Here is a 25,282-nt window from a genome sequence, read left to right as displayed (position 1 = left end):
GATCATGCTTTTTCTTTAAATTCAGATACCTTAGACAGACTTCTCCCTTAAACACTGATTTAAAGTTACATGAATGACAAAAATGAACATAAAAAATAAGCTAGCCTCAACACTGTTTCCGTTGATTCTAGCTCACTTTAAGATTTCCAGACTAAGCACCTTAGTCTTAGAAGCTGTTCATGCTCATTTTACGGCGAAGCGTTTCATCTGCGGCAGCTTAATAAACCAGGCCACTAACAGACAAGAAACAATTTTATCCACTAGATTACCCGTCACTGCGCCCCAATAGGTTGCAGAAATCATTTCCTTACCAGACGCTCGCAATGCCATGATGACGACATCCGTTCCTGATCCGGTAAAACCGCCAAACAGGGCCAATCGAATTGGTGCGCCAATCATTGGACAAATAAAGGCTAACAAAAGACCTGCGATTACTGCTTTTCCAAAACCAAAACCATTTTTAGCTAATAAGGCGACGATAATCGCGACAGCCACATTCACTAATGCGAAAGGAATCGCCGTCACTCCGCCGATCAGCCCCATCAATAAGTTGGTGGTCACACCGGTTAAAATGCCATAGCCCATTCCAAAATTGGCCGCGATAAAAATCGTACCCATCGTATCTAAGAACAATAACGGAATCCGCAGCATCGACACTGCTTCTCCTAACACCACATTTAATCCTACTGCGATGGCACACATCGCGATCACTTTTGCTTTACTATTCATTGTTTAGTCCTTTCTCTAAAAAACGTTGCAACTGTTCATCAAAATCCCCTTGATCCTCTTCACTGTAAGACGTAGGCACCTCCAAATAATTCGTACCGATTTTGGCCTGCTGACATTCTGCGAAAAACTCTTCCATTAAGACACCTCGTTGCCCACTGATGGAACAATTCGGGCTTTCATGGATGCCGATTATTCCTAGATACTGATAGCCTTCTGCTTGATACGCTTGAATCTGCTGAATGATCGGCTGCAGCATTGTCTGGCATTGATGACGATAATCAGGCAAATCACGGTATTCTTCATAAGTCATCGGCGGACGATCTCCGCCTAAGACGATAAACTCCGGACACGGCAGCTGTATCAGCGCAATCCCGCCGCGCAATAACTCGACCGCAAAGGGGAAGGCTCCTCGTGCTCTTTCCCAGCCGTGAATCACAGCATTTTGATTCAAAACACAATGAGACACAGCTACTAATTGCTTCTGTGGTTCTATAATCCTATCTCCTTTCTTTTAGTTAAAAATCTCCTGCAAGCTTTCCTGAATTACTGCGAATTCTTCTATCGCAATCGTTCTTACGTCCAAGAAATTGCAATCATCCTTGATCCGGCTAATGACGGGTGTAGCAGCCAATCGCAGTTTTTCTTGCAGCGTATCCGCAGAGAATTTACTACTGCTTAAAGCAACAGCATAGGTCGGCAACAAGTGCTCTGGGTAAGAACCGCCACCGATTTTGCTGCTGTCCTTTTCGATCTTCACACTTAGCTCAGTGATTGATTGCAGCATCGCTGCTAGTTCAGCTGCTTTACCTAAGCAGTCCTCTTCACTTTGTCCGATCATTTGTAAGGTCGGCACGGATTTTAAAGCTTCTTTTTCATCAAGGTATAAAGACAGAGTTGCTTCCAGTGCACTTAAAGTCATTTTATCGATACGCAAAGCTCGCAATAATTGATTTTTCTTCATCTTGTCAATGTATTCTTTTTTCCCAACGATGATGCCAGCCTGTGGACCACCTAACAGCTTGTCTCCGCTGAAGGCTACAATGTCACAGCCCTGATTTAGAACTTCCTTCACTGTAGGTTCGTAAGGTAATCCGAACGGTCGCATATCCATCAGTAACCCGCTGCCTAGATCATTAATCAATGGTAAGTTCTTGGCATGGGCTAGCTCTGCTAGATCATTTAACACCGGTGTTTCGGTAAACCCAACGATGCGATAATTGCTGGTGTGTACCTTTAGAATCGCACCCGTTTCTTCGGTTAAGGCTTTTTCGTAGTCGGCTAAATGCGTCTTGTTGGTCGTACCCACCTCCACGATCGTGCCACCGCTTGACGTAATTACATCAGGAATGCGGAATGCTCCGCCAATTTCCACCAATTCGCCCCGTGAAACTAACACTTCTTTTTCTTGTGTCAAGGTACTTAAAACGAGTAGTACGGCTGCTGCATTATTATTTACTACCAGAACATCTTCGGCTCCTGTGAGCTTCTTCACGATTGAAACTAGGTGACTATAACGCGACCCGCGCTTGCCACTCTCTAAGTCAAATTCTAGATTTGAGTAATGAAAGCTGGTTGCTAGGAGCTGTTCTTTTGTTTTTTCGCTTAATGAAGAACGCCCTAAATTCGTATGGATTACAGTCCCGGTAGCATTGATTACGCGTCGTAGTGAAAATTGCTTTTCCTCTAGCTGCTTGTGAATCAGTTCTATGACCTCTTTTTGGTCAATCACGGTTTTTCTAGTCCCGTCAACGACTGCTTCTCGAAAACTTGCTAAAACCTGCTGCGTAGCTTCTTTGGCTTTTCCATGAGGATAACTTGGATCAATCTGCTTCAATAGAACATCTACGGAAGGCAAACTTGCTAAAATATTCTGAATCTCTTTTGACATAGGTCACCTGCTTTCTTAGCGTAACGCCAGATTTTGTAATGCTGCTAAGACTGTATCGACTTCAGCCTTAGTAGTGAAACTCGAAAATGACAGACGCACCGTTCCGCGATCAGCCGTACCCAATGCTTCGTGCATTAAGGGCGCACAATGATACCCCGGTCTGGTCGCAATTTCAAACTCTTCCCATAATAAATCGCTGACAATTGCCGATTCCGCATCTTTGATATTGATCGAAAAAACATCCACTCGCGGGCCACTGAAATCACCGTAAACTGTTAGACCATCAATTTTTTTGAGCTCTTGATAAAAATAATCACCCAATGTTGCTTTTTCTTCTTTTTCTTTTACCCATTGAACACTAGCGGCCAAACCCGCTAAGCCAGGAATATTCAGAGTTCCAGCTTCTAATAGGGTAGGAAGTTCTTTCGGCTGAACCTTTGAAAAAGACTGCATCCCATCGCCGCCCGTGAGCACTGGCTCCAAAGGCAGGTCCTTTAGTAGGCAAACTCCGCCAGTCCCCTGTGGACCATAAAGTGATTTATGTCCCGTAAAACAAGCGGCGTCGATTTTCCCATCACTGAGATCAATTGGAACTACTCCGGCAGTTTGCGAAACATCAATAATCAAATAAAGCTTGTGCTCTGCACAAAATGCCTTGACCCATTCTAGATCCAGTAGATTCCCTGTAACATTACTTGCATGATTGCAAATCACAGCCTTCGTTTCTGGACGAAGTTTTTCGGCAAATTCTTGATAGTTAAGACGACCAGTTAATGCTTCGCTAGAAACCACATCAAAGCTGGCACCTGCGGCTTCTAGCTGATACAGCGGTCGTAAAACAGAATTATGCTCCCAAGCAGTCGTGATTACATGATCTCCCGTCTGAATCAAGCCCTTCAAAACTTCATTCAGAGAGACCGTAGCGTTATTTGTAAAAGCGACCTCATACCGTTTATCTGCTTTGAATAGCTCCTTCAGCTGATTACGAGCATTTTCTGCCACACGATAACCCGCTAGAGAGTACCCGTGAGCACCGCGAGAGGGATTGCCATATTCACCTGTTAAAATCGTCGTCATCGCTTCTGCCACGACAGCCGGTTTTTGAGCAGTCGTAGCGGCATTATCCAAATAAATGCTCATTTATTTTCCCTTCTCTCCTAGCACACGATAGTTCTCTACACGTTTTGTAATTCCCTGCTTATCCATATATTCAAGAATCAGCATGGAAGACTTACGACTGGAATCTGTCAAATCGCGAAAATCTCCTAGCGTCATTTGCCCGTGTTCTGCGATATATTTTTGAATCAATCCCACTGATTGATCAAAAACCTTCCCTAACAATACAAACTCATGGGTTAAGAAGACCACCGTATCGCCGTTTAAGGCTTCCAAGACTTCCTCTGCATTTTTATCTAAGTCGAATAATTCTTCTTTTTTAACAGGTGTATAGCCATTTTTAGCAAGTGTCTGTTCGATTTTTTCTTTCGCGGCCTGCTGATATTTGTTGAAGCTTACTTCGAAATCGGCTAAAGCAATTTTATCATTGGCTTCCTTGACAAGATCCACTTTCATCAACAGGATCAGCGCGGAGATTTCCTTCTCCGCTAAAACACCCCGCATCCGCGAACGAAATTCTTCTAACGGCATCCCATAGCGCAACCGATATTGCTTATGATAGGCTGACAGGATTTCGGTTGCCTGCTCCACCAATTTTTGATAGCTAGTCTGAGCTAGATAGCCGACCTTGGTTTCAATTACACGACCTGCTGTTAACATCTCCGTTAAAATCGGCTGCAGCTCTTCTTTACCCACACCTAAGTATTCTAATAATTCTTTTTCTTTCGTAAACGGCTGCTTTTTATTAATCATGAAATCTGCGATTAGTTCATCTAAGCTGCCCTCTTCTTTAGCCTTTAAGCTTTCCAGAATTTCAACTTTGAAACGGCGATGCTTGTGTGGTGCTGCATCTAAAACCTCACCCCCAGCAATGGTATGCATTGGAGAATAGGTTCGTAAAATGAAGCGATCCCGCTCTTTTACTGCTACCTGCTCTTCCAGCCGCAGTTGCAGGAATCCGTCTTCTCCCGGACCAATCCAGTCAACACCTAATGGGACTGTTCGTGCCATTACTTCCCGCGTACCAACTAGCAAGCGGACCCGATCCCATAAGCCGATCCCGCCCTCTACTTCAGGCAGGCAGGTAACTTTTACATCCAGCATCCAGGTGTCCTCCAGCTTCTCTGAAACAGACAAGACATCGCCTCGTTGAATTTCATCCGTGGCGATATTCGCTAAATTCAAAGCCGTTCGTTGCCCCGGCTGAGCGCTTTTTACATCCGTCTCATGAACCTGAATGTTTCTTACTCGCGTTTTTTTCTGGCTTGGATAAAGGTACAGATCATCCCCAGCATTGATGGAGCCATCTAATAAGGTCCCTGTAACAACCGTCCCAAAACCTTTTACGCTAAAGACCCGATCCACATTCAACCGCGCGGAGCCGCTGGCTGTACGTTCTTGTGCTTCTTCTGAGTGCTCTTGAATTTTGGCTAACAGTTCTTTGATTCCTGTACCAGTCACCGCATCTGTCTCGATTAAATCCGCTTCAGCTAACGGCGTATCTGCTAATTGTTCACGGATATCGTCCACGACCAACTCCTTCAAATCAGGATCAACAGTATCCACTTTGGTCAACACAATCAAGTAATCACGAATCCCTAATAACGTTAAAATATCAATGTGTTCCTTCGTTTGCGGCATGATTCCTTCCGCAGCATCAATCACCAGCAGAACCAGATTAATACCCGGCAAACCAGCGACCATGTTTTTAATAAATTTTTCGTGCCCCGGCACATCTACAATCCCGACTCGCTTCTTATTCGGCAAATCCAAATAAGCAAATCCCAAGTTGATCGACATCCCGCGTTTTTTTTCTTCACTGGTGGTATCCGTTTCGATACCTGTCAGCGCTTTAATCAACGTGGTTTTTCCATGGTCGATATGCCCAGCCGTTCCTATCACAATATTTGCCATCTGCTTATCCTTTCTGAACCAATATATAGTTTGTCTTCAGGCCTTCTTGGGCTGCATGATAAAAGCCCTCTGAGGCAATCTCTGCCGCTGTAAGCAAAGACATTAATGCCTCCTCTTCTTTCAACGGATATTTCAAAGAAAAGCCGCAACTAGCATGAATCTTTTCCGGTGTGGGAATGATTCGAACGGCAAGTTGGGCTTCCTTCGCGATTTCCTCAGCTTTCATGGCCTCCCGGGTTGAATAAAACAACGCAACACCGTACGTCTGCATAAAAACTGCTCCTCTTTTCATAATACTGTAATCAATAAGCTACAGCTTCAAGCCATATTCCTCTAATGATGCTCTGCACCCTCTATGGTTTAACGATTCTCGGTGCTTGGCGCATCATTTCCACGATGCGATACATATTGGTTACTTCGCCAACTGCTGCGGTCAACTCGTAAAAATTCAAACAAGCTCCGCAGGCGTAAATTTCCACACCTTGTTCTGCTAAGCCTTTCAAATCCTCCAGCGAATCAGAACCTTCTATCACAGAATGCACACCGCCATTATAAAAAATGACTTTTCCCGGCAATACATCTTGTTCGGTCAATGAATAGATAAAGCCCTTCAACAGATTTTTACCTAATTCATCTGAGCCGCGTCCCATGACATTCGTATCTACGACCACGATATAATCGTCCGTTGTAACCATTGATTCAGCTGCTTGAGGTGCTTCTTCAGTCAGAGCCGCATTTCCTTTTGAAATAACCACAGTATAATGATTCGGCGCATCCTGATCCATTTGATAGATATAGCCAAGTTGCTCCGCCATTTTTTTCAAATTTTGCGTAGCGATCTCATTATCCACCAGTGTTTGCACAACTTCATGCTCCCGCAGTGCTTTTTTTGTTTCGATGACTGGTAACGGGCATGCTTTGCCTAACGCATCAATTTTAAACATTTCTTTCACTCCGATCCTCAATTGACTTTCGTCTTCTTGCGATTAATAAACGATCAATTCCTTCTCTTGCTTCTCGATGACAACACCGAAATCTTGTGCTGGAATATCGGCAGCTTGTAATTCCTGTACTAGCGTGTCCGCTTGATCTGCAGGAACGCTGACTAATAATCCCCCAGAAGTTTGTGGATCAAACAACAATTCTTCAATCCCAAAATCATCAAGCTGAAAATCCATCTTCTGTTCCATATAATTCCGATTACGCTGACCACCAGCAGTTAAAATGAACTCTTTCGCGCCTTGATAGGCCTCTTCAAAATACGGTAGATCTTTGGAATGTATCTCCGCGCTGTAGCGTCCATTCGTCATTTCATGTAGGTGTCCAGCTAAGCCGAAGCCGGTCACATCGGTACAGCTGTTGATCGGATACTTGCGAATAATATCCATCGCATACTTGTTCAATGTCTCCATGCTCGTGGTAGCTTTCACAAACGCTTCTTCGCTGATTTCTTCAGCACTGTAGCCCACCGTGATGATGCTGACGCCCAATGGCTTCGTCAAAATCAGGTGATCGCCTAGCTGACAGGTATTGTTTTGATAAATTTTATTCGGATCAATCGTCCCTGTTACAGACAAGCCGTATTTCACCGACTGGTCATGAATCGAGTGGCCGCCAGCCAAGATTGCTCCAGCTTCTTGCACCTTTTCAGCGCCGCCTCGTAAGATTTCTTTTAATATATTCAAGTCCTTTTCTTCTGGGAAAGCGACAATATTAAGAGCGGACAAAACCTCGCCACCCATTGCATACACATCGCTTAGCGCATTTGCTGCAGCGATTTTACCAAAAAGATAAGGATCGGTCACCATCGTTGGGAAAAAATCTAACGTTTGAATAATTGCTAAGTCATCACGCAGTTTAATAACAGCAGCATCATCTGTCGAGTCAAATCCTACCAGTAAATTTTCATTGGTCGCTTTTGGTAAATCCGCCAGCAACTCTCCTAAATTCCCTGGTCCGATTTTCGCATTGCAGCCACCGCAGACAATCAATTGTTGAGCTGTCTCCATGCTTTCCACCATCCTTCACGTTCTCTATTATAACAGTTTACTTTTTGTTTCTCTACGTATATTTCCATCCAATTTATAACGATTTTAATCTCTCATAAAAACGCTTTTAATTTATAGAATGATTTATTGCTTGAGTATGAGAACAGCATTAAAAAATGCGTTTCCTAAACAAAATAGGAAACGCATTTATGCTCATTTAGCCGGATGATTTTAGCTCTTTACTGATATAAACACCTCATAGAAGCTCAATTTACCAGCAACTTTAACTTTAATATTAACAGCCTGTTTAGGCAGATACGCCAAAGGAATGACTTCGACAAAAATTGTTTTCAAAGTATCAACGGACGCGCCTGAATCAATCGCTTCTTTTCGAGCAGTGTCGATCGCCAGATTCACTGCCTCCTCTTGTGTTTGATTTTCTAATGAATAGACCGAATTTACTTCACCTGAGACTTCCCCTAAAGCAGCTCCGATCGCATTAGCGGCATCATAATTTTCTGGAACAATTACTTCTGACACCCCGTTCATTTCTTTGGGCAGAATGATGCTGCCTCCACCAACTAAAATAACAGGAACCTCTTTGCGATCTGTCTTCATTTGATCAATCGCATCTTCAATCAGTTCTCGTATTTTTTCCTTTGTTTGATTCACTAGATTCACCTCTAAATCAGGTGAAATAGCTCCATCTACCGGATGATTCTTTTGATTAGCGATCGCGATATCTGTCGTACACAAGACCTTGCCGCCAAAAGATAAACTTTCTTCCAAAATCCGATAGCCTAAGCTTTCTGGTCCGACTCTAAGTTCGTTTTCCACGTGTACGATCGTTCCGCCACCTAATCCAATCGATAGAACATCTGGCATCCGGAAATTTGTTCTGATTCCACCAATCACAGTTGCTAATGACGATTCGCGGGGAAACCCTTTTTTCAAAACCCCAATATCCGTTGTCGTTCCGCCGACATCGACAACTAACGCATTCTCCAAGTTGCTTAAATGCGCGGCTCCACGAATGGAATTGGTTGGACCGCAGCCAATCGTTAATACAGGATAACGCAAAGCTTTTTCTAAATTCATTAATGTACCATCATTTTGGCAAATAAAAACCTCTGAAGTCAGGTTATTATTACTTAACGCTTGCTTCAATCCACGAATCATTTGCTGAATCGTTTGTGTTAAGGCAGCATTTAAAATACTAGCATTTTCTCTTTCCAACAGTCCAATTGATCCAATCTCGCTAGATAGCGTTACAGGAACTGCTAACTCTTCTTCTACAATAGCGGCAACCTGTTTTTCCTGCTCTCTGTTGACTGGTGAGAACACACCAACTACTGCTACGGCTTCTACTTTGCCTTTCATATGTTGACAAACTTCACGGATCTCCGTGTCATTAACTTCAGCAATTTTATTTCCATTGTATTCATAGCCGCCTGAGACAATAGCTGTCTGCGCGTTCATTTTTTCGGCAAGATCCTCCGGCCAGCCAACCATGGGAGCAACCGCAGTGGTGGCTGGTTTGGCTAAACGAATGATTCCCACCTTGCTCATTTCTTTTCTCTGAACAATCGCATTCGTACAATGAGTAGTCCCTAACATGACCACACTGATTTTATCCGTTGGGATACGCGTTTCTGCTAAAATTTTTTGAATCGCCGCATCAATTCCTAGACTAACATTCTCCATCGTAGGGCTTTTGATTTTTCCGATACAGTTTAAATTCTCATCTAAAATCGCGCAATCCGTATTCGTTCCGCCAACATCAATCCCTAATCTATACATATCGCTTCTTCTCCCATCAGTTCTTCCACCGGTCTGTACTCTATTTCGTATCCAAAATAGTTCGGTCCGGCTACTTCTATGCCTTTTTTTGTTCGCCATTTAGCGTCACAAGGCAAGGCGATCACATGAATACGCGCGCCGTAACGCAAGGTCTCTGTAGTGATCGGACGGCCGGTCTCATAATCCAATGCACAAATCAAATCAGGGGTCGAAGCAAGAATTTTTCCGTCTTTTTTAGCTAGCAACAATTCATTTTGAAAAAGAACCTCTAACTCCTCACCTTTATTCTTCCCGATACCGGCACACGTCGCACTGCCGCGTGTAAAGCCGCCTTCCACATTCCGTTCAATATTCTTGATCTTCCCTTCAAACAAGGAATACCCCTTCAACGTAGATAATAGACGCTTAACTGGAGCTGTAGTCTCTTTCGGATCGGTTAATTCTTCACCGATTTTTTTAGCTAAGCTCAAAGTTCCGCGAATCCCACATTCTTTCACGACTTTTCCAGGAAAAACATTATCCACCATATTGGCGCTGCCACCCATCACATCGGTAATCGCACGAGCAATTTTTTCAGACCATTCTCCATCTTTTGGATAATAGATGATTCGATTTCCTTGGCTATCAGCCATCGCCACAATCTCAGGCTGATAACCCTTTAAGAAAAAGGTAACCATTTGTGATTCTGGAAAAGCCCGACCCATGGCATCAGCATCCACGATCGGCAACCCCATTTTTGCAGCGCAGGCAATCGGCAGTAAGGAGTTTCCGCCGCCAATTTCAATCGGCATAATCGCTTGTGTTCTTTCAGGAAAAGTTTCCTTTAATACCTCGGCAGGAGCATAGAGTTCTTCTTCTGAAGCAATTTTCTCGTTCGAAACAGAAGGTGCACCAATCGATCCGACAGGCATAACTAGAGCATCATCATCCAAGTCTTCTACCTGTAAAACCTTCACTGGACCATATTTTTGAAGCGCCTGCAGCGCCATCAATCGACCGACAAACGGATCGCCGCCACCGCCCGTTCCCAGCAACGTTGCACCGATTGAAATATTTTCTAAATCTTCTACCGTAATCCATTCCATGAGTTATTTCCGTCCTTTAGTCAATTTTGTCACAATAAAATAGCAAAGCCCCGCCACTAAAATACCGTCTAAAGCTGAAACATTCGTTAGCGTAAACAAGCCAAAGCCGGCTGGCGGCTGACTAGTCATAAAGGCAACTGTACTGCCGACTACCCAAGAAAAAATAGAAATCGGATAATAGTCCTGCAGCTTTTCTTCGTAAGAGAAATCATACTTCTCTTTGTATAAGAAATAGTCAATCATATATATCCCAGCAATTGGTGAGACTAAAACCGTCACGATCGATAGAAAGTTTTCAAACATGCCGTAAATTCCAAACATCGCCATTAAAATACCCAATGTACCACAAACAATGGTAATTAGTTTAGGGTTAATATTTTTAAACACTATCGAAAAGTCCAAAGAAGCGGAATAAAGATTGTTTGTATTCGTCGTCCATTGTGCAAGTGTTAAAACTAAAATAGATGGGATACCTAGACCTAAAGTAAAGAAAACTGCCGTAAGATCAGCCGTATTCATCACCTTGACTAAAATCAAGGAAATGATAATCATAAAACTATTCCCGATAGTAAACCCAACAAAGCCAGCAATCATTGCCTGCTTTGGATTTTGTGCCCAACGTGCAACATCCGGTGCCATAACAACTCCCACCATATACACACCAATAACAAGAGAAACCGCTAAGCCAAAAGAGAGGTTGGAGCCTTGAGGTGCACTAGCCAAGCCAGATGTCCCATTCCGATTTAAGGACATGAGGGTTGCAACGATGATTAATACAGCTAATAATGGAACAGAATAAGTACATAACTTCTCAATCGCCTGATAGCCCCAGAAGGCCGAGAGCATCATTAAACTCCCGCCAATCAATGACAACAGCCATGAAGGTGTGTTAGCACCCGTCAATTGATTAATCGCCGCACCAATATTTTCAGCAAAGAACCCAATCTGCACACCAAACCAGCCCAAAGAAGAAATCCCCATGATTGCCCCCATCAATGAAGCACCCTTCTTTCCAAAAGAGATTCTGGAAATCATTCCCGTTGATAGTCCAGCCTTCGCGCCAATGTAGGTCGCACCAATTGCCAATATTCCTAGAATAACCGATCCAATAATCACTGCATAGATAGCCGTCCAAAACGCCATCCCCTGCGATAATGCAACTCCCATAAACATTCCAGACAAGTCAATACCGATAGCAATCCACACCATACTAATGGATAACCAGCGCTTTCTGTCTTTTTCTGGTACACGTTCTCTTTCATAATTTCCCGAATTTGTTTCCACTGTTTCTTCCATTTAACACCCTCATTTCTGAATATTCTGACAAATAAATATTTTATCATTATAGCTAAATGAGAATTCTCTGACTATGTTAATCTGACAAAATAGAAGAAGCCGTCTTGTCAATATTGACAAAAGCGGCTTTCCATCAGTCTTTATCCGAGTATTTTCGGTAATAAATTAGATTTTTAATCAACAAATAACGCGAAGCTGTATGTGAAAAGGACATTCCTAAGCGTTCTTGTGCTCGTTTCAATCGATACTTAATCGTATTATTATGCAAAAAAAGTTGTCTCGCTGTATCATTAATATTCTCATCGCAATCTAAAAAGAAAACTGCTAACGACTCGATGAAATCCTCCTCTAAATACGACTCTAAAAAAATCGATTCCGTCTCCTGCGTCACATCTTTCAACAGATATAGCTCTTCTGGATAAAAACATCTTTTCTTCGGAAAAACCTTTTTACTGTCTTCGATCTGATCCAGAATAAATGACATCTGTTTAAAAACAGATGATAAACCTAAAAACTCTCTACCAATATAAAAATAGTCCGTCTTAGCATCATATAACGGAAAAATTGTCGTAGCCGTCAGGTCCAAAGAATTACTAATCAACCACTCCAGATCCTTTTCCTGATAATAAATCCCTTTCATTTTATAAGCAGTTCTGCCTCTTTTAGGTGTTCCATTTTGTATACAATACAATTTTAAAGGCTGATTCACGTCAATTCCTTCTTTTTGAGCTAAGAGCATAGCCGTATGAAAATCCTCTGTTTGACAGGCAGAGAAAAACTGTTGGCCAGTATTCAGCAGCTGTCCCTCGCCAAAATACTTAATCATTTTTTCGACGACTGTCTTTATTCCATCTATTTGCTTGTCTGCCAAGGGTTCTCTTCTAAAAATTGCTAAATAATAATGGTGCTCCAAGGAAGACAGCGATAACTGAATATCCGTTTGAAAATAATAATTTTGATTTACCTCTACAGGAGTATTTTTTTTAGCTTCCTTCTCCCTTTTATTAGCAATGACCTCTCTTAAATTATGATCCAGACTTCGCGGCCACGCCTTTGATAGCAAAACCTCGTCTTCCTGACTTTTAATGAACAAGCTGCACTTGAACTTGTCCGATAAAATACTTAATCCTGTTTCAATCTGATTCGGTGCAGGCAATTGTCGAATCGTCTCAAGCAAAACCTCTTGTTGAGGATCTAAATCCGCTTCTTCTTTGCTGATATAAGACAAAGCTTCAGAAATTACCTCGCTATATCTCAGATCCATTCGATTGATCGGCATTAAAATCAAAACCATTTCCAATTCGTTCATCTTAGCAATTACTTTTTCTGAAACTTCGGGCATGATCAGACCAACATAGTATAAGATAATCCCTAACTGGCTGTGTTGATGAAGGATCGAGATAATCTCAAGCTGCTTTTCTACATCATGAGCGATTTGAGCAAAAGAAGTAAGAACCAGTTCGTTTCCGGAGTATTCCCCTTTTATCGGCATTCCGCCATACAGTTTTGGTTCAGAAACCTCCAAAACAGAAATCGTAGTGACCAAACGCTGTCTTTGAGATGCACCAGCGATTATCTTTGCTCCCTTCATGGAAGACAATCTCAATATATCCTGAACGTTCAACGATATTCCCCCTTCACGAAAGCGTTTGAATCATTCTATCAAAAAATGAAAATAATATCATTTAGTTCTTAATTTTTTATTAGAATAAACCGATTAAGATTTTCATCCGCGTCTAAAACTCCTTTATATACAAAAAAACTACCTACTCAAATCGAGCAGGTAGTTTTGACGATGAACTTTACTGTGCAATCTGAGCTGCGTTCATACTCTTGCGAATATACATTACACCAGTAATAATGATAACTACGATAATAATATAAGTAAGCACATTTAAATCTAGTCCAGTTACGAATTTAGCAGCAATGATTACCCCAATAATCCCACCGACTGTAATCGCTAAACTTACTTTTCGTGCATAATCGCCTGTCTTAACGAAGTTCAAACTTGCAACCGGCATCAAGCCAGCACAAGAACCCATCATTACAGGGAAAGCAACTAGCGGGCTTAGACCTAACATATAAACCATCGCCATACATGGTGCATACAACCCAACACCGATCGTCATCAACGCGCCTAGGATAAAGTTGATTACCACACCAATCACTAATTTGATACCAGTCAAAGCAGTTGCCGTATTATCCGCTCCTAAAACATCAATCCAGCCTTGTTGACGAGCGAACATCAAAACAGCTGTGATGATCAATGCCCAGCCCATCCAAAGCTGAACTTTCTTTTCTGGTAAGCCTGTAACAAATTTTGATCCAATAAACGCACCAACTGTCGCTGAACCAACCAACGCGAATAAAGTCACTGGTGATACGTCGACAACCGTTGTAAAGATAAATGCTTCTACCAACACGGGAATTCCGTGACCTACATTTAATGTACCTGGTAATAAACGGTCAGAACTCAACTGTTTGGTCATATTCAAAAGCAATGTCGTCGGCGCAAAACTTCCGATTCCCAATGTATCCAAAAAGTCAGTAACAAAACCAATAATCCCTGAGACGATCCAGTTTCCTTTTCCAAGATCATCTTTGTGTTTTATACAGTCACGTCCCATGTTGACCGTGTGCAGCAACATCAAACCAACATATACAGCTAATAATACTGTTACCATATTACCCCTCCTTCATCTTTATCCTAAAAGGAAACCATCCTTCAAGGAATCTTTCGGATCAACTAAAAATGAGTTGTATCCAGTGACATAAGCAGAACCTGTTACTCGAGGAATGATGGCTTTGTATCCTCCAACTTCTGCTTCTTCAACAATTTCACCTTTAAATTTCGTGCATAAAATACTTTCATACACAAAAGTATCGCCAACTTTCATTTCGCCCTTGCCGTACAACGTCGCAAGCTTCGCACTTGTACCTGTTCCACAAGGAGAACGGTCAACTTGTCCATCACCGAAAACAACTACATTTTGATATGTTGCATCCGGGCTGGTTGGTGGTCCATAAAATTCAACAAGATCGACTGTTTTGATATGATCCAGTGTCGGGTGTTGAATCTCAATTTGTTCGTTTACAGCATCACGAATGATCATGCCTAAATCATTAAATTTAGAAGCATTTTCTGGCTTGATTTCTAAACCAACAGATGCTGCCGGTAAGATTGCAAAGAAACTTCCGCCAAAAGAAATATCCATAGCCAATTCACCAATTTCAGGAACATTGACCGTTACATTTTCTTTATAAAGGAATGATTCCACGTTTTCGAATGAAACTGATTCTGCTGAATAGTCTTCATCCAAATGAACTGTTCCGCGTACGATTCCTGCTGGTGTATCTTGAACAACTTTAACTTCACGTTCGCCTTCTTTAGCCTCTACCCAGCCTTGTTCAACTGCTGATGTCATCGCTGCAATCGTGTTGTGTCCGCACATGTTCAAATAGCCGCCAGAATCCATAAAGATAATTCCGTAGTCCGCTTCTTCATGAACGGGCTCAGTAATAAAGGCACCAAACATATCACGGTGTCCACGTGGTTCCAGCATCAACATTCTACGCAAGTCGTCTGCTTCCGTTTCTAAATAAGCTCTCTTGTCAGCCATTGTTTCACCTGGGAATTTTGGAATTCCGCCGATGATCAAACGTGCAGCTTCACCTGCTGTATGTGTATCGATCGCTGAAATCATTTTTGATACTTTCATGATTATCCTCCCTTGTTACCTAATTTTAAAAATAAATAGGACTTTGATGATTCATACTCATAAAATTTTTCGCTAACGTATTTGTTGATTATCTTTTCGCATTTTTAATTTAATTGACGCAAGCGCTTTAACTGCATCTCGATGATTGATGGTATTTTCACCAACAACCTCCGTCTCGATTCCGGCTTCTGATTTATTAAAATCCAATACATGATCCGTAAAGTCATTTTCCACCACAAATTTCGCTTGTGTACCAATGAACTTGAGTCCAATCACGCTAATATCTCGGCGACCGATTTCCTCTAAGGTATTCGCAAAATCCACATCTGAGTTTCCCCAGCCATCTGTTGAAGCAATCACACCATTGGTGCGCATCCCTTCTAACCACGCAGCCGTTCGCTGCCCGACTAGATATTTCATTGCATTACTTTGCGGCGTTCCCACGACAACGACTCCTTGAAAGTCAATGTCTGGATCTTTACCAAGAAGATCGACGAGCGGATCTTGAAAATGATGCAGTGATGTTTCTTTGGTTGATGGGCCAATTCCCATAACGCCACCACCTATCCATTATTTACGTTAAACCATGGAACGAATCGCCCCATCGCGGTATTCATTTGCTGTTAGAAAGACCGGCATGTTGTTCATATCAATGATCGAACAACCACCTTTAAAGCCACTAGGTTCATTCGGATAGAGTAACATATCATACATTGCTCCCTGACCAGCCACTTGCTTGACTAAAGCAACTTTGGGCTTACCAGGATTACTACGCTCTTCATAAACATGTACTTCACAGGCGTCTTTACCCTCCAGCATCTTCATTCTTTCGCGAATTTCTTGAACAAAATCGTCCACGATCGCAAACATTTTCAGACAAAGCTCACGATTAAAAGGAGTCCCCTTTTTCGCTAAGAGATCTACATGAATAATGTAGTCCTCCGCTTTAGGCGTCCCTGCTCGATCCAATACTAAATGATCACGCAAAACACCTTCAGAGGAGCCAAATTCATGCATTTGTTCTCCATCTTCAATAGCCCCAGTCATGACGACTGAAACTCCTGTAAGTGTATGCGTGATCCCTGTACCCAACGCACCCAACACCTTTGTGGAGATCGGAATGATATCCATAATGGTGTTGGTTTCAACTTCATGTTGTTGCGGTGGGAGCAATCGAATCGTCAGCTTCTGAATAGTGGCGTCCTCGCAGTCAAAGTCTTGCTTAATTTGTAAACGAGTTGGTTCAATACGGAAGTCGTTACCTGTAGTGACTTCTTCCATATGAAAAACTTTGATCTTTAAAGTTTCGCCTCGCATCATTCACACCTACTTTCAATGTAAACGGCGATTAATAAGTAGCGTCTTCTACGCAAGCTACGCTAAGTAGAACTAGCATTCAGAAATAAGTCGAAAATTCACAAAAATTTGAAAAGCACCAAGTAGGTACCAATCAACATCAGTTCCTACGTCACTGTGTTTCTTGGCAATTTTAGGAATTCCCGTCTTATTTCTCGACGCTAAACACTTATTAAATCAGCCTCTTGACTTAGACGTGGGCAATGTATTCATAAGGTAATGGAACAATTTTCCCTGGCGTTTCGATTGATACTAATGCTTCTAAAGTATCCTTCATGATACCTGTTTGCATTTCAATGTTGTGTGGTTCACCGGCATTGGCACCCATTGGTACACGCGGCGCAACGGCACGTGGAGTCCCGTTTTGGCGTACAACTGGTGGTAATGCGGCGATTAAAATAGTAGGAATTCCCGCTTCCTCAATAGCTCTCTGCACGATCACGGCAGTTCTATGACAGGTTCCTCAGCCAGCGGTTAAGACGACAGCGTCGACTTCTTCTTCTACTAATTTTTGAGCGATTTCTGGTCCAGTCACATCGTGGAATGCGTCTTGGTCTCCACCGCCGCCCATGAATGCGTAGTGAACAGGTGCAGATTCTTTGATAAAGCCTTCTGCAGCTAATTCATGTAAACGATCTAACGGGAACATCGAATTGATGTCGCGGTTCGCATCGGCATTATCATAACCACCGTGAGAAACCATCAAATCCTCTACTTTTGAAGTATCTGGTACTTCGCGGTATGTTGTATCACCCGCTAAATTGAAACGTTTATCTGATTTTAAGTGTACGCCAGCTGCTGTTGCTAACGCCACGCGCATTTCTTTAAGCTCTTTTTTCACAGGGGTAAAGACAGATTTTGGCGTAATCGGCACAAAAATTTCTGACTGTAACCCTTCAAAGACTGTTAAGCCCATGTGTTAATTCTCCTCTCCTGCTTCTTCACGTTTTCTTCTGGCTTCGGCCCGACGACGTTCATGCTCATAAATAGCAGTTTTATAATGTTCGTCTGGCTCTTCCGCCAAAACTTCTGGATAGCTCATTAGAAACCCAACTTCTTGACCGATCTCTAAATTATACTCAGAAATGATCATTCGACGGGGGATTTTAAGTTGACCTAAACGACCTTTTAAGTCGATTGTCACACTGGCATCGTGAAGTTCAACGATGATGCCTTCAAACATCTGTTCCGTCGAAATATATTTGAGTTTATTCATTCCATCCATTACTTCACCTTATTCTACTTCGTAAATTTCTTGGCGTTTTTTACTCTTAGGTAAGACTTGCTCGTTATCTACCAGGTCAATTTTCTTACCTGTTGTTTTTTCGATGATCTCGATGTTGTTGGCTTTCACGTTTGGATTCCATTTACGTTCAGCAGCTTTGATCGTACCGCCGCCCATCAAGGTCTTCAACATTGCTAGATCACGAATTGCATCTTCTTTACATAGGGTATTGTTCGACAAGATCTCATTTTCGATCCCTTGCATTGATTTGTTGTTGTCAACCATAGCGATCATCTCTGGGTTACCGACAACTAACGCACCCTGTACAGCTGAATAAGAGTCTCCGACAACTTTAATGCCGCGTTTACCAATTTCTTCGATATGTGAAGCAAAGTCGATATGGTTATTACCAAATCCTTCAGTTGTAACGATTGCGCCATCAACATCCATCGCTTCAATTGTCATACCTAAACGTTTAGAAACATAGTATTTTTCAGTGTTCGCTTGTGGAGAACCTACAAACATAACACCGACTAAATCGATTTCTTCGTCTTCCATTGCTTCACGTACTAATGGTTCTCTCCAGTAGTGACGAGAAGTTTCTTTTGATGCTGGTCCAATACATGTTAATGCATGGATCCCGCCGTCTAATACTTCAGTTGGCGCTAAAATGACTGGTAAGTTTCCAAGGTCAACGTTAGGTTTCGCACCTAATGTTCCAACTGGTTCGATTGGCATGATCAAGTTATCGTGCATCGCACCTTGACCCATGATCTCTTTAACAATAATCACACGTTTGTTACCAATCCGGCGTTTTTGTACGATTTCATCATGTTCTACAACTAGAGATTCGTCTGCTTTTTTCACTGCTTCGCGAATTTCTTGTGTAATGTAGTCAGATGCTTTATGAGCGGCTAATGGTCCAGGACGTTCCATATTCGCGCCTTCTTTAATTGTTACTTGTGTTTTGATGAAGATTTCGCCTTTGTCTGGTGCACCAGGACGTCCCCACATGATGTTGCGGTCTAATTCACCTTCAGATGAACCGAATTCACCGATTTGAACACCATTTGCATCTGTTCCTGTAAGAACCATCACGACGCCATCTAACACACGTGTAACACCATGGCCGATATCCGCGCCATCCATTTTAGCAGCGATAGGTTGTACGTCCATGATCGTTTCACTATATTCGTTGTATTTATCTGGTGTAATGATTTCAAAAGTAACACTTTCAACTAGTTCTTCTAGTTCTGCCGCTTCCGCACACATATCTTCCATTTTACGTAAAACTAATGTCGTACCTTCGATTTTCGTTTCATCGCCAAACACAACTTTTTCAATCTTCATGTGATCGCGACGAACAGAACGAACGACTTTTTCTTCTACTTTTGCTTCTGGAGCTGTTGAAGCTTCTGCAACTGGCGCTTGAGCCGCTGCTGCAACTGGAGGCACTGGGGCTGATGGAGCTACACCCATTTGACCTGCAATAGCCATCGGTACTTCTAAATCAATACCGCGTCCTTCAGCAATATGGATTTTAATTGTTTGTCCGCCCACTGGCGAAACTGGTGCCACGGGAGCAATAGGAGCAACTGGAGTAGGTGCTTCTTCGACAGGAGCTTCCTCTTCTGCTGCTACTTCAGTGTCCTCAGAAACACCATCTAATAATTCTTTTGTTAATGGAACCAACGCATCCGTTGTTTCTTTCAATGTCGTGCCAAGTACTTGTTCGATTGTTAGAGTATTTTCAGGCATTTCTAATAAACCTGAATCCTCTAAATCAGGGAAGATCGCTGGATCTTCTAAATCATCTGGTGCGATTACTTTGCCTGCTTCTGCACGGCAACATAATACTGCAGGGTCTTTGGCATGTTCTTTAGCAGTTTCTGCTGTAATAGACATTCGTTAAATCCTCCTAAATTTTTAAAATTAATTTGTAGGTAATCGACGATATAGTCTATGCCCATCTGCCCGCAGTACATGATCTGTATGATGATAAACCGGAACTCCTAACCTAGGAGCTACACCCATAACGGTGTTCGTTCAATCGGAACAGGATCCAGTCAATACTACTTCTGCTCCTTGCTTCTTCAAGGACATCACAGTTGCAGCTTGGCCTGGACAAATACCTGGCAGGGCACATCTATATCTTCCATTTACTTCTACCATTCGCTTGCAGCGTTCTGCAGCGACAACTTCAGCGCCCATGTTATTAGCGATCTCGGTCATGCGTTCGGCAGAGCCGCCGCATTCGCAAATCAAAAGACCGACTTTCCGACTTTCTTGAGGGAAAGGCATAGCGACTAACACACCACCACTTGTCTTAGTGATCGGTGTCATCTCGTCACCACTTCTTCCTGTCATTGGTCCGCCAATTACGATCTCGCCATGAGGTTCGACATATCCGCCAACATTGTTAATCAATGTTTTAACTGGTGTGCCAATAGGTACATCTACGAAAACTGTTTCTTTTTGTTTTACACGACCCGAAACGGTCACGTCTTTGTCAATGAACGGTTTGCGGTCTTCAATTGCTTCTGCGATACGTTTAATCGTTTCCACATTGTCGATCACAGCACCAACCTCTGTAGGAAGTTGACCTGGTTCCAAAACAATGTCCATTACTTCACGAACGATCATACGCTCGTCCCCTGCTGGATAGATGTCTGGCAATTGATAAACATCCAGTGTTGGTTCATTGTCCACTGCCTTCAGCAAGCGTGTGACCAGCATCCGGTGTTTACCTTTTACAGCAATTACACCTTTTGGCGCCTTCGTCATTTCCATGCAGTATTTCATTCCGCGGATCAGTTGCTCGATATGTTCACTCATTTGTTTGACATTATGAGCTAATAACGCCTCACATTCTGCACCGTTCGCAATAAAAAGACCTTCTGGAATCTCGCAAGCCAGTTTCAAGAATGTTGGAAAACCCGCGCCTCCTGCACCGACGATTCCCGCAGCTTCCACTGCCTTTGCATGAGAATCCGTTTCAGGAATGGGAACAAATGTTGAAAAATCTTGTTCCTCGTCAATCGTCAGAACGATATTTTCACCATCTACATCCACTACTTTCCCAGAAAAGCTGGCATGAATATTGGCACCTAAACCATTAGGCTCAGCGATTAATTGTCCTCGTTGGACCTGATCACCAGCCTGTACGATCCCTTTACAAGGAGCGCCGACATGTTGTTTTAATGGTATAAGAATTTGTGTCAAATTATTTCACCTCCTTGCTTCTTTGTTTGTTCGAACTTGAGCAAATCAGCCACCCGTAGTTCAAGTAAATCATAGCACACTCATCTCCCTTGTAAAAGGTCGTTTCTCGATTATTTTGATATTTTCTGACAAACAACTTGACAAATTGTAGATTTTTTTGGATTCTCTAATTAAATTTTCATCAAAAATATCAATTCCTCAAAAATCGTTTACAAAGACTGATTCAATAATATTTTTAACGATTGTGGATTGTCGACAACACAAGTTATCTGTTTAGCTTTTAAGAAAACACGGCTGTTATTTCACAATTATAACGATTAATTATAATCGTTATTTTATTTAGACTGCTCATTGATTTTATTCGTTTTTAAAGGTTCTTTTTACCCGAATAAACAAAAAATTCCTTTACTATTCATATGTATACCCGTTCACATTAAAATTTCCTGATGCTTCGCTTTTCCCCTTAAAATGTCCCTTTTTGGAATCTACTGCATAGAAAAAAGCACTCGCCTCGTTGAGGCAAGTGCTTGATGTCTGAATTATTCAGCTGTTTCCAATTTGTCCAAGGTTTTACTACCAAACCATAGAATCAAACCTAAAACGATAACAATTGCTGCTAGTACACCGTAACCCATTTGGAAATCTCCAGGTACATCTGTTTCTAGCAAAGCATAGATAACAGGATAAATCATTTGTGAGAAGAACACAGCGATTGTCCAGAATCCTAATAATAACCCCATTAATTTTGCTGGAGCAAGTTTTGCAATAAAGGAATTACCTAGTGGAGAGAAGATCATTTCACCAATTGACATCAATAAACTTACCATAACTAACCAAATAATTGATGTATGTCCTTTACCTACGATATCAGCAAGAACCATTACCACATAAGAAATACCAACTAAGATCATTCCTAGAGCTGTTTTCTTAAACATACTCATATCCCCTTTTGGACGAGCAGCTAATTTAGTCCATAAACGACCTAGAACAGGACCAAGTATGATACAAGTCAAGGCATTCATTGAGTCGAAGTAAGACGTTGGAATTTTGAAGCTTCCAACTACCCAATTCGCACGTTCGATAAATCCTGCTCCATCACCATATCCAAAATAGAAATATGCTGGCATATAAGCTAGGTACCACACAGTCCAGAAAACAACAGAGAACAGAGTAACCAAAATAATAGCAATGATTCGTTTTTTATCTCCAGAAGTCAATTTATTATCTACAGCTTCTGACTTTTTACCAGCAGAGTCATATTGACGTTGGTCAACTTTGAATGGTTTTTTACCAGCTTCGCCTAGTGAGCGACTGTTAAAAATGAACCATAATGCATCAATAAGTAATAATACTCCACAAATCATAAATACAAAATTATATCCAAATGCTGGAATTAATAATACTAAGAAAGTCGTTCCAATGAATGAACCGATATTAACAAATGAATACTGTACAGAGAACGCTTCATTCAGTGCTTTTTCATCATCAAATAGTAGCGCGTTTACACCAGATAGATTCCCTTTAAACAAGCCGGTTCCAAGAGCAACTAAGATGATCATGAACCACACCATGCCCATTGAACTTGCCTGCCAAGCTAACATATAGCCAATACCCATCATAATCATTCCTGCGGCTACACATAATCGAGGACTTAACCAATAATCGGCAATATATCCACCAATTGTTGGTGTGATATATGTTGCAGCGACAAACCATGCTGAGATTTGTACACCTTGTGCACTTGTCATTCCCAATCCACCTGAAGCAGCAGTTGTTGCGATCCAGATCGCCAACATATATTTCGCTGTGTAGAATGCACATCGTTCAAACGTAAACCCTAATGCACAGACATAAAACCCAAAAGGTTTCTTTGTTTTTACTGGAGTTGTTTCCACTATCATTCCTTCTCTCTTTAAAAAATTAATCGTTCGCTGCGAGCCATTCTTCCAACAGCTTCATGTATTTTTCACGTTCCTCAACAAATGGCATATGTCTGCTACTAGCAAACAGCTCCCATTTTGCACCTGGAATCGCATCATACATGGTTTTTGCTACTAAAGGTGTACACAAATCGTTTGTGCCACTTGTAACAAGTGTCGGGATAGTGACATCACGCAGCTTTTCGGTATAATCATACCCTTGTAAAGTACCTTCCGGCGAGTATTCATTTGGACCCCAAGCCGTGACATAGCTTTCAGTACCAGCTACTTTTTCACGCCACAATGGTTCAGGATCATCCTTAGTAAATACTGGAGCCGCATGGCGTACCATGAAGCGATCATTTGCCGCCAGATAAGCTGGATCGTCGTAAACGCCGGTTTCTTCTGCTTTTGCAATGGCTGCTTGATCTTCATCTGACATAAATTTGATCATCCGATGTTGTTCTTGCGCCCAAAGTTTGGCAGAAGGCAATGTACTAGAAAGTACCATACTCTTGATGCCTTTTGGTGCATAATCACAAACATAAATGATTTCTAACATTCCGCCCCAAGATTGGCCTAGTAAATGAACTTCGTCCAAACCTAGATGCTCTCTTAAAGCAATCAACTCATTGACCCATGTTTCCGCCGTCCAAAGTTCCGGCTGTGAAGGTACCGCAGATTTCCCGCAACCTAGTTGATCATACATGATGATCTGGCGGCCATCGACCGCCATTTCATCAAGAACTTCAAAATAGTTATGGGTTGATCCAGGTCCGCCGTGCATGACAATCAATGGTTTCTTATTACCGCTTTGTTCTCCAACAATTCGATAATAGGTTTGATGCCCTAAATAAGGCATATATCCTTCTTCGATTTTCATACGTTGCGCGGCCTCCTAACCGATTACTTCTAAGTCTTTCGGATAATGGTTCAAGTTTTCGCATCCATCTTCTGTCACGATTACTAAATCTTCAATCCGTACACCGACTTCGCCTGGAATGTAAATTCCTGGTTCAATCGAGAAGACATTGCCTACTTCTGCGACAGCATCATTTGCTCCTGAAACGTCCCCTGTTTCATGACAATCGATCCCGATAAAATGGCCAAGACGGTGAGTAAAGTATTCGCCGTAACCTTTTTCCGTGATGTAATCACGAGCAGCAGCATCAAGTTCAGAAAATTTAACCCCTGGCTTCACAAGATCAATCGCACGTTGGGCAGCTTCTTTAACGATTTCATACACTTCACGACCTTTATCTGATACTTCTTTATAGAAGAATGTCCGTGTCATGTCGGAAGCATAAGAGTTTTTGATTCCGCCGATGTCTAAGATGACTGAATCACCCGGTTTAACTTTTGAATCATCCGTTTCATGGTGAGGATCTGCCGCATTTGCGCCATAACCTACGATTGGATCAAATGAGAAGCCGGTATTGCCTAACTCTTTGTAGATCTCGCCTAATTTTTCAGCCATTTCAGCTTCTGTTAGTTCTTGTGGCAATAATTTTTTCAAACGATCAATCGCGATCTCATTATCTGCTTGCGCATCACGCATTAATTGTTTTTCTTCTTCGTCCTTGATCGCACGGACCGCGTCAGTGACTTCCGAACCATTGCCTAATTTAGCATTAGGTACAAGCTCTAATAAGTGTAATAAGAAATGCGCAGGCCAATTCTTATCTACACCAATTTTTTTGTCAGTATCAACATACTCAAGTACTTTTTTCACAGCATCGTCGGTATCATCAATAAATACTTTTTCCACGCCCAAGTCTTCTTCGATTGGGAATAATTTGTTAACGATCAATGTGTTTTTATTTTCTGGAGTAATTACTAATACTAACAACCGTTCACCAGGATGAATCCAGCGACCAGTTAGATAGAAAATAGTTGTTGGATCTGAAACTAGCAGTTGGCCATAACCTTGTTCTTTCATTTTCTCAATTACTCTTTCAACGCGACGTTCTTTCAAAATGTTTCACTCCTTCTATTGATATTCTTAGCCTGGCGGCATTATTAAAA

23 protein-coding genes are annotated in these 25,282 nt (G+C 42.0%); all 23 read right to left on the bottom strand.

What is annotated here, in order from left to right:
* Positions 1-183 precede the first annotated feature (183 nt).
* The 23 genes from IGI52_RS23370 to IGI52_RS23260 all read right to left on the bottom strand — a co-directional run bounded on the left by IGI52_RS23370 (position 184) and on the right by IGI52_RS23260 (position 25,232).
* The gene (locus tag IGI52_RS23370) at positions 184-729 is read right to left on the bottom strand and encodes a CD3073 family putative ECF transporter S component (protein ID WP_016178886.1); all 546 of its coding nucleotides are present in this window, start codon (positions 727-729) and stop codon (positions 184-186) included.
* The gene (locus IGI52_RS23365; protein ID WP_438782698.1) at positions 722-1,222 is read right to left on the bottom strand and encodes a CD3072 family TudS-related putative desulfidase; all 501 of its coding nucleotides are present in this window, start codon (positions 1,220-1,222) and stop codon (positions 722-724) included. Before IGI52_RS23365 ends, IGI52_RS23370 begins: the two co-directional genes overlap by 8 nt.
* Positions 1,223-1,240: 18 nt before the next feature.
* On the bottom strand, positions 1,241-2,617 hold the full coding sequence (selA, locus tag IGI52_RS23360; protein WP_438782522.1) for an L-seryl-tRNA(Sec) selenium transferase: 1,377 nt from the start codon (positions 2,615-2,617) through the stop codon (positions 1,241-1,243).
* Between the two features lie 15 nt (positions 2,618-2,632).
* The gene (locus IGI52_RS23355) at positions 2,633-3,757 is read right to left on the bottom strand and encodes an aminotransferase class V-fold PLP-dependent enzyme (protein WP_438782521.1); all 1,125 of its coding nucleotides are present in this window, start codon (positions 3,755-3,757) and stop codon (positions 2,633-2,635) included.
* Positions 3,758-5,647 carry a selenocysteine-specific translation elongation factor gene (selB, locus tag IGI52_RS23350; protein ID WP_154059648.1) on the bottom strand — a complete coding sequence of 630 codons (1,890 nt, stop codon included), beginning with the start codon at positions 5,645-5,647 and terminating at the stop codon, positions 3,758-3,760. It lies immediately after the preceding gene.
* Between the two features lie 4 nt (positions 5,648-5,651).
* The gene (locus tag IGI52_RS23345; protein WP_016178891.1) at positions 5,652-5,918 is read right to left on the bottom strand and encodes a DUF3343 domain-containing protein; all 267 of its coding nucleotides are present in this window, start codon (positions 5,916-5,918) and stop codon (positions 5,652-5,654) included.
* Between the two features lie 82 nt (positions 5,919-6,000).
* On the bottom strand, positions 6,001-6,591 hold the full coding sequence (gene yedF / locus IGI52_RS23340) for a sulfurtransferase-like selenium metabolism protein YedF (RefSeq protein ID WP_048721347.1): 591 nt from the start codon (positions 6,589-6,591) through the stop codon (positions 6,001-6,003).
* 42 nt (positions 6,592-6,633) lie between these two features.
* On the bottom strand, positions 6,634-7,656 hold the full coding sequence (selD, locus tag IGI52_RS23335) for a selenide, water dikinase SelD (protein ID WP_049219977.1): 1,023 nt from the start codon (positions 7,654-7,656) through the stop codon (positions 6,634-6,636).
* A 210-nt stretch (positions 7,657-7,866) separates the two neighbouring features.
* On the bottom strand, positions 7,867-9,435 hold the full coding sequence (locus IGI52_RS23330) for a hydantoinase/oxoprolinase N-terminal domain-containing protein (protein WP_438782520.1): 1,569 nt from the start codon (positions 9,433-9,435) through the stop codon (positions 7,867-7,869).
* Positions 9,423-10,520 (bottom strand): DUF917 domain-containing protein, encoded by a 1,098-nt coding sequence (locus tag IGI52_RS23325; protein WP_438782519.1) that lies wholly within the window; start codon positions 10,518-10,520, stop codon positions 9,423-9,425. The genes IGI52_RS23330 and IGI52_RS23325 overlap by 13 nt, the downstream gene beginning before the upstream one ends.
* Positions 10,521-10,523: 3 nt before the next feature.
* A complete protein-coding gene (locus IGI52_RS23320) occupies positions 10,524-11,816 on the bottom strand; it encodes a cytosine permease (protein WP_016178896.1) in 1,293 nt (430 codons plus the stop codon).
* A gap of 133 nt (positions 11,817-11,949) precedes the next feature.
* A complete protein-coding gene (locus IGI52_RS23315) occupies positions 11,950-13,440 on the bottom strand; it encodes a PucR family transcriptional regulator (protein WP_154059644.1) in 1,491 nt (496 codons plus the stop codon).
* A 178-nt stretch (positions 13,441-13,618) separates the two neighbouring features.
* Positions 13,619-14,500 (bottom strand): TSUP family transporter, encoded by an 882-nt coding sequence (locus tag IGI52_RS23310; RefSeq protein WP_438782518.1) that lies wholly within the window; start codon positions 14,498-14,500, stop codon positions 13,619-13,621.
* 18 nt (positions 14,501-14,518) lie between these two features.
* Positions 14,519-15,535, bottom strand: a complete 1,017-nt coding sequence (locus tag IGI52_RS23305; protein ID WP_016178899.1) for a proline racemase family protein — start codon at positions 15,533-15,535, stop codon at positions 14,519-14,521.
* 72 nt (positions 15,536-15,607) lie between these two features.
* Complete coding sequence (locus IGI52_RS23300) at positions 15,608-16,087, bottom strand: glycine/sarcosine/betaine reductase component B subunit (protein WP_049219992.1); 480 nt, start codon at positions 16,085-16,087, stop codon at positions 15,608-15,610.
* A gap of 27 nt (positions 16,088-16,114) precedes the next feature.
* Complete coding sequence (gene prdD / locus IGI52_RS23295) at positions 16,115-16,852, bottom strand: proline reductase cluster protein PrdD (protein ID WP_016178901.1); 738 nt, start codon at positions 16,850-16,852, stop codon at positions 16,115-16,117.
* 229 nt (positions 16,853-17,081) lie between these two features.
* The gene (gene prdB, locus IGI52_RS23290) at positions 17,082-17,807 is read right to left on the bottom strand and encodes a D-proline reductase (dithiol) protein PrdB (RefSeq protein WP_081638471.1); all 726 of its coding nucleotides are present in this window, start codon (positions 17,805-17,807) and stop codon (positions 17,082-17,084) included.
* 3 nt (positions 17,808-17,810) lie between these two features.
* Positions 17,811-18,116, bottom strand: a complete 306-nt coding sequence (locus IGI52_RS23285; protein WP_016178903.1) for a CBO2463/CBO2479 domain-containing protein — start codon at positions 18,114-18,116, stop codon at positions 17,811-17,813.
* 9 nt (positions 18,117-18,125) lie between these two features.
* Entirely contained in the window at positions 18,126-20,021 is a 1,896-nt protein-coding gene (gene prdA / locus IGI52_RS23280; protein WP_438782517.1) for a D-proline reductase (dithiol) proprotein PrdA, read from the bottom strand.
* 27 nt (positions 20,022-20,048) lie between these two features.
* Positions 20,049-21,338 (bottom strand): proline reductase-associated electron transfer protein PrdC, encoded by a 1,290-nt coding sequence (gene prdC, locus IGI52_RS23275; protein WP_171030557.1) that lies wholly within the window; start codon positions 21,336-21,338, stop codon positions 20,049-20,051.
* Positions 21,339-21,877: 539 nt separating this feature from the next.
* Positions 21,878-23,233 (bottom strand): peptide MFS transporter, encoded by a 1,356-nt coding sequence (locus tag IGI52_RS23270; protein ID WP_438782697.1) that lies wholly within the window; start codon positions 23,231-23,233, stop codon positions 21,878-21,880.
* Positions 23,234-23,258: 25 nt separating this feature from the next.
* Complete coding sequence (gene pepI / locus IGI52_RS23265) at positions 23,259-24,140, bottom strand: proline iminopeptidase (RefSeq protein ID WP_438782516.1); 882 nt, start codon at positions 24,138-24,140, stop codon at positions 23,259-23,261.
* Positions 24,141-24,155: 15 nt separating this feature from the next.
* Entirely contained in the window at positions 24,156-25,232 is a 1,077-nt protein-coding gene (locus tag IGI52_RS23260) for a M24 family metallopeptidase (protein ID WP_016178908.1), read from the bottom strand.
* Positions 25,233-25,282 lie beyond the last annotated feature (50 nt).

The sequence above is a fragment of the Enterococcus sp. DIV0187 genome, assembly GCF_051713785.1.
GTDB lineage: Bacteria > Bacillota > Bacilli > Lactobacillales > Enterococcaceae > Enterococcus_A > Enterococcus_A avium.
This window is presented reverse-complemented; position numbering and strand designations above follow the sequence as displayed.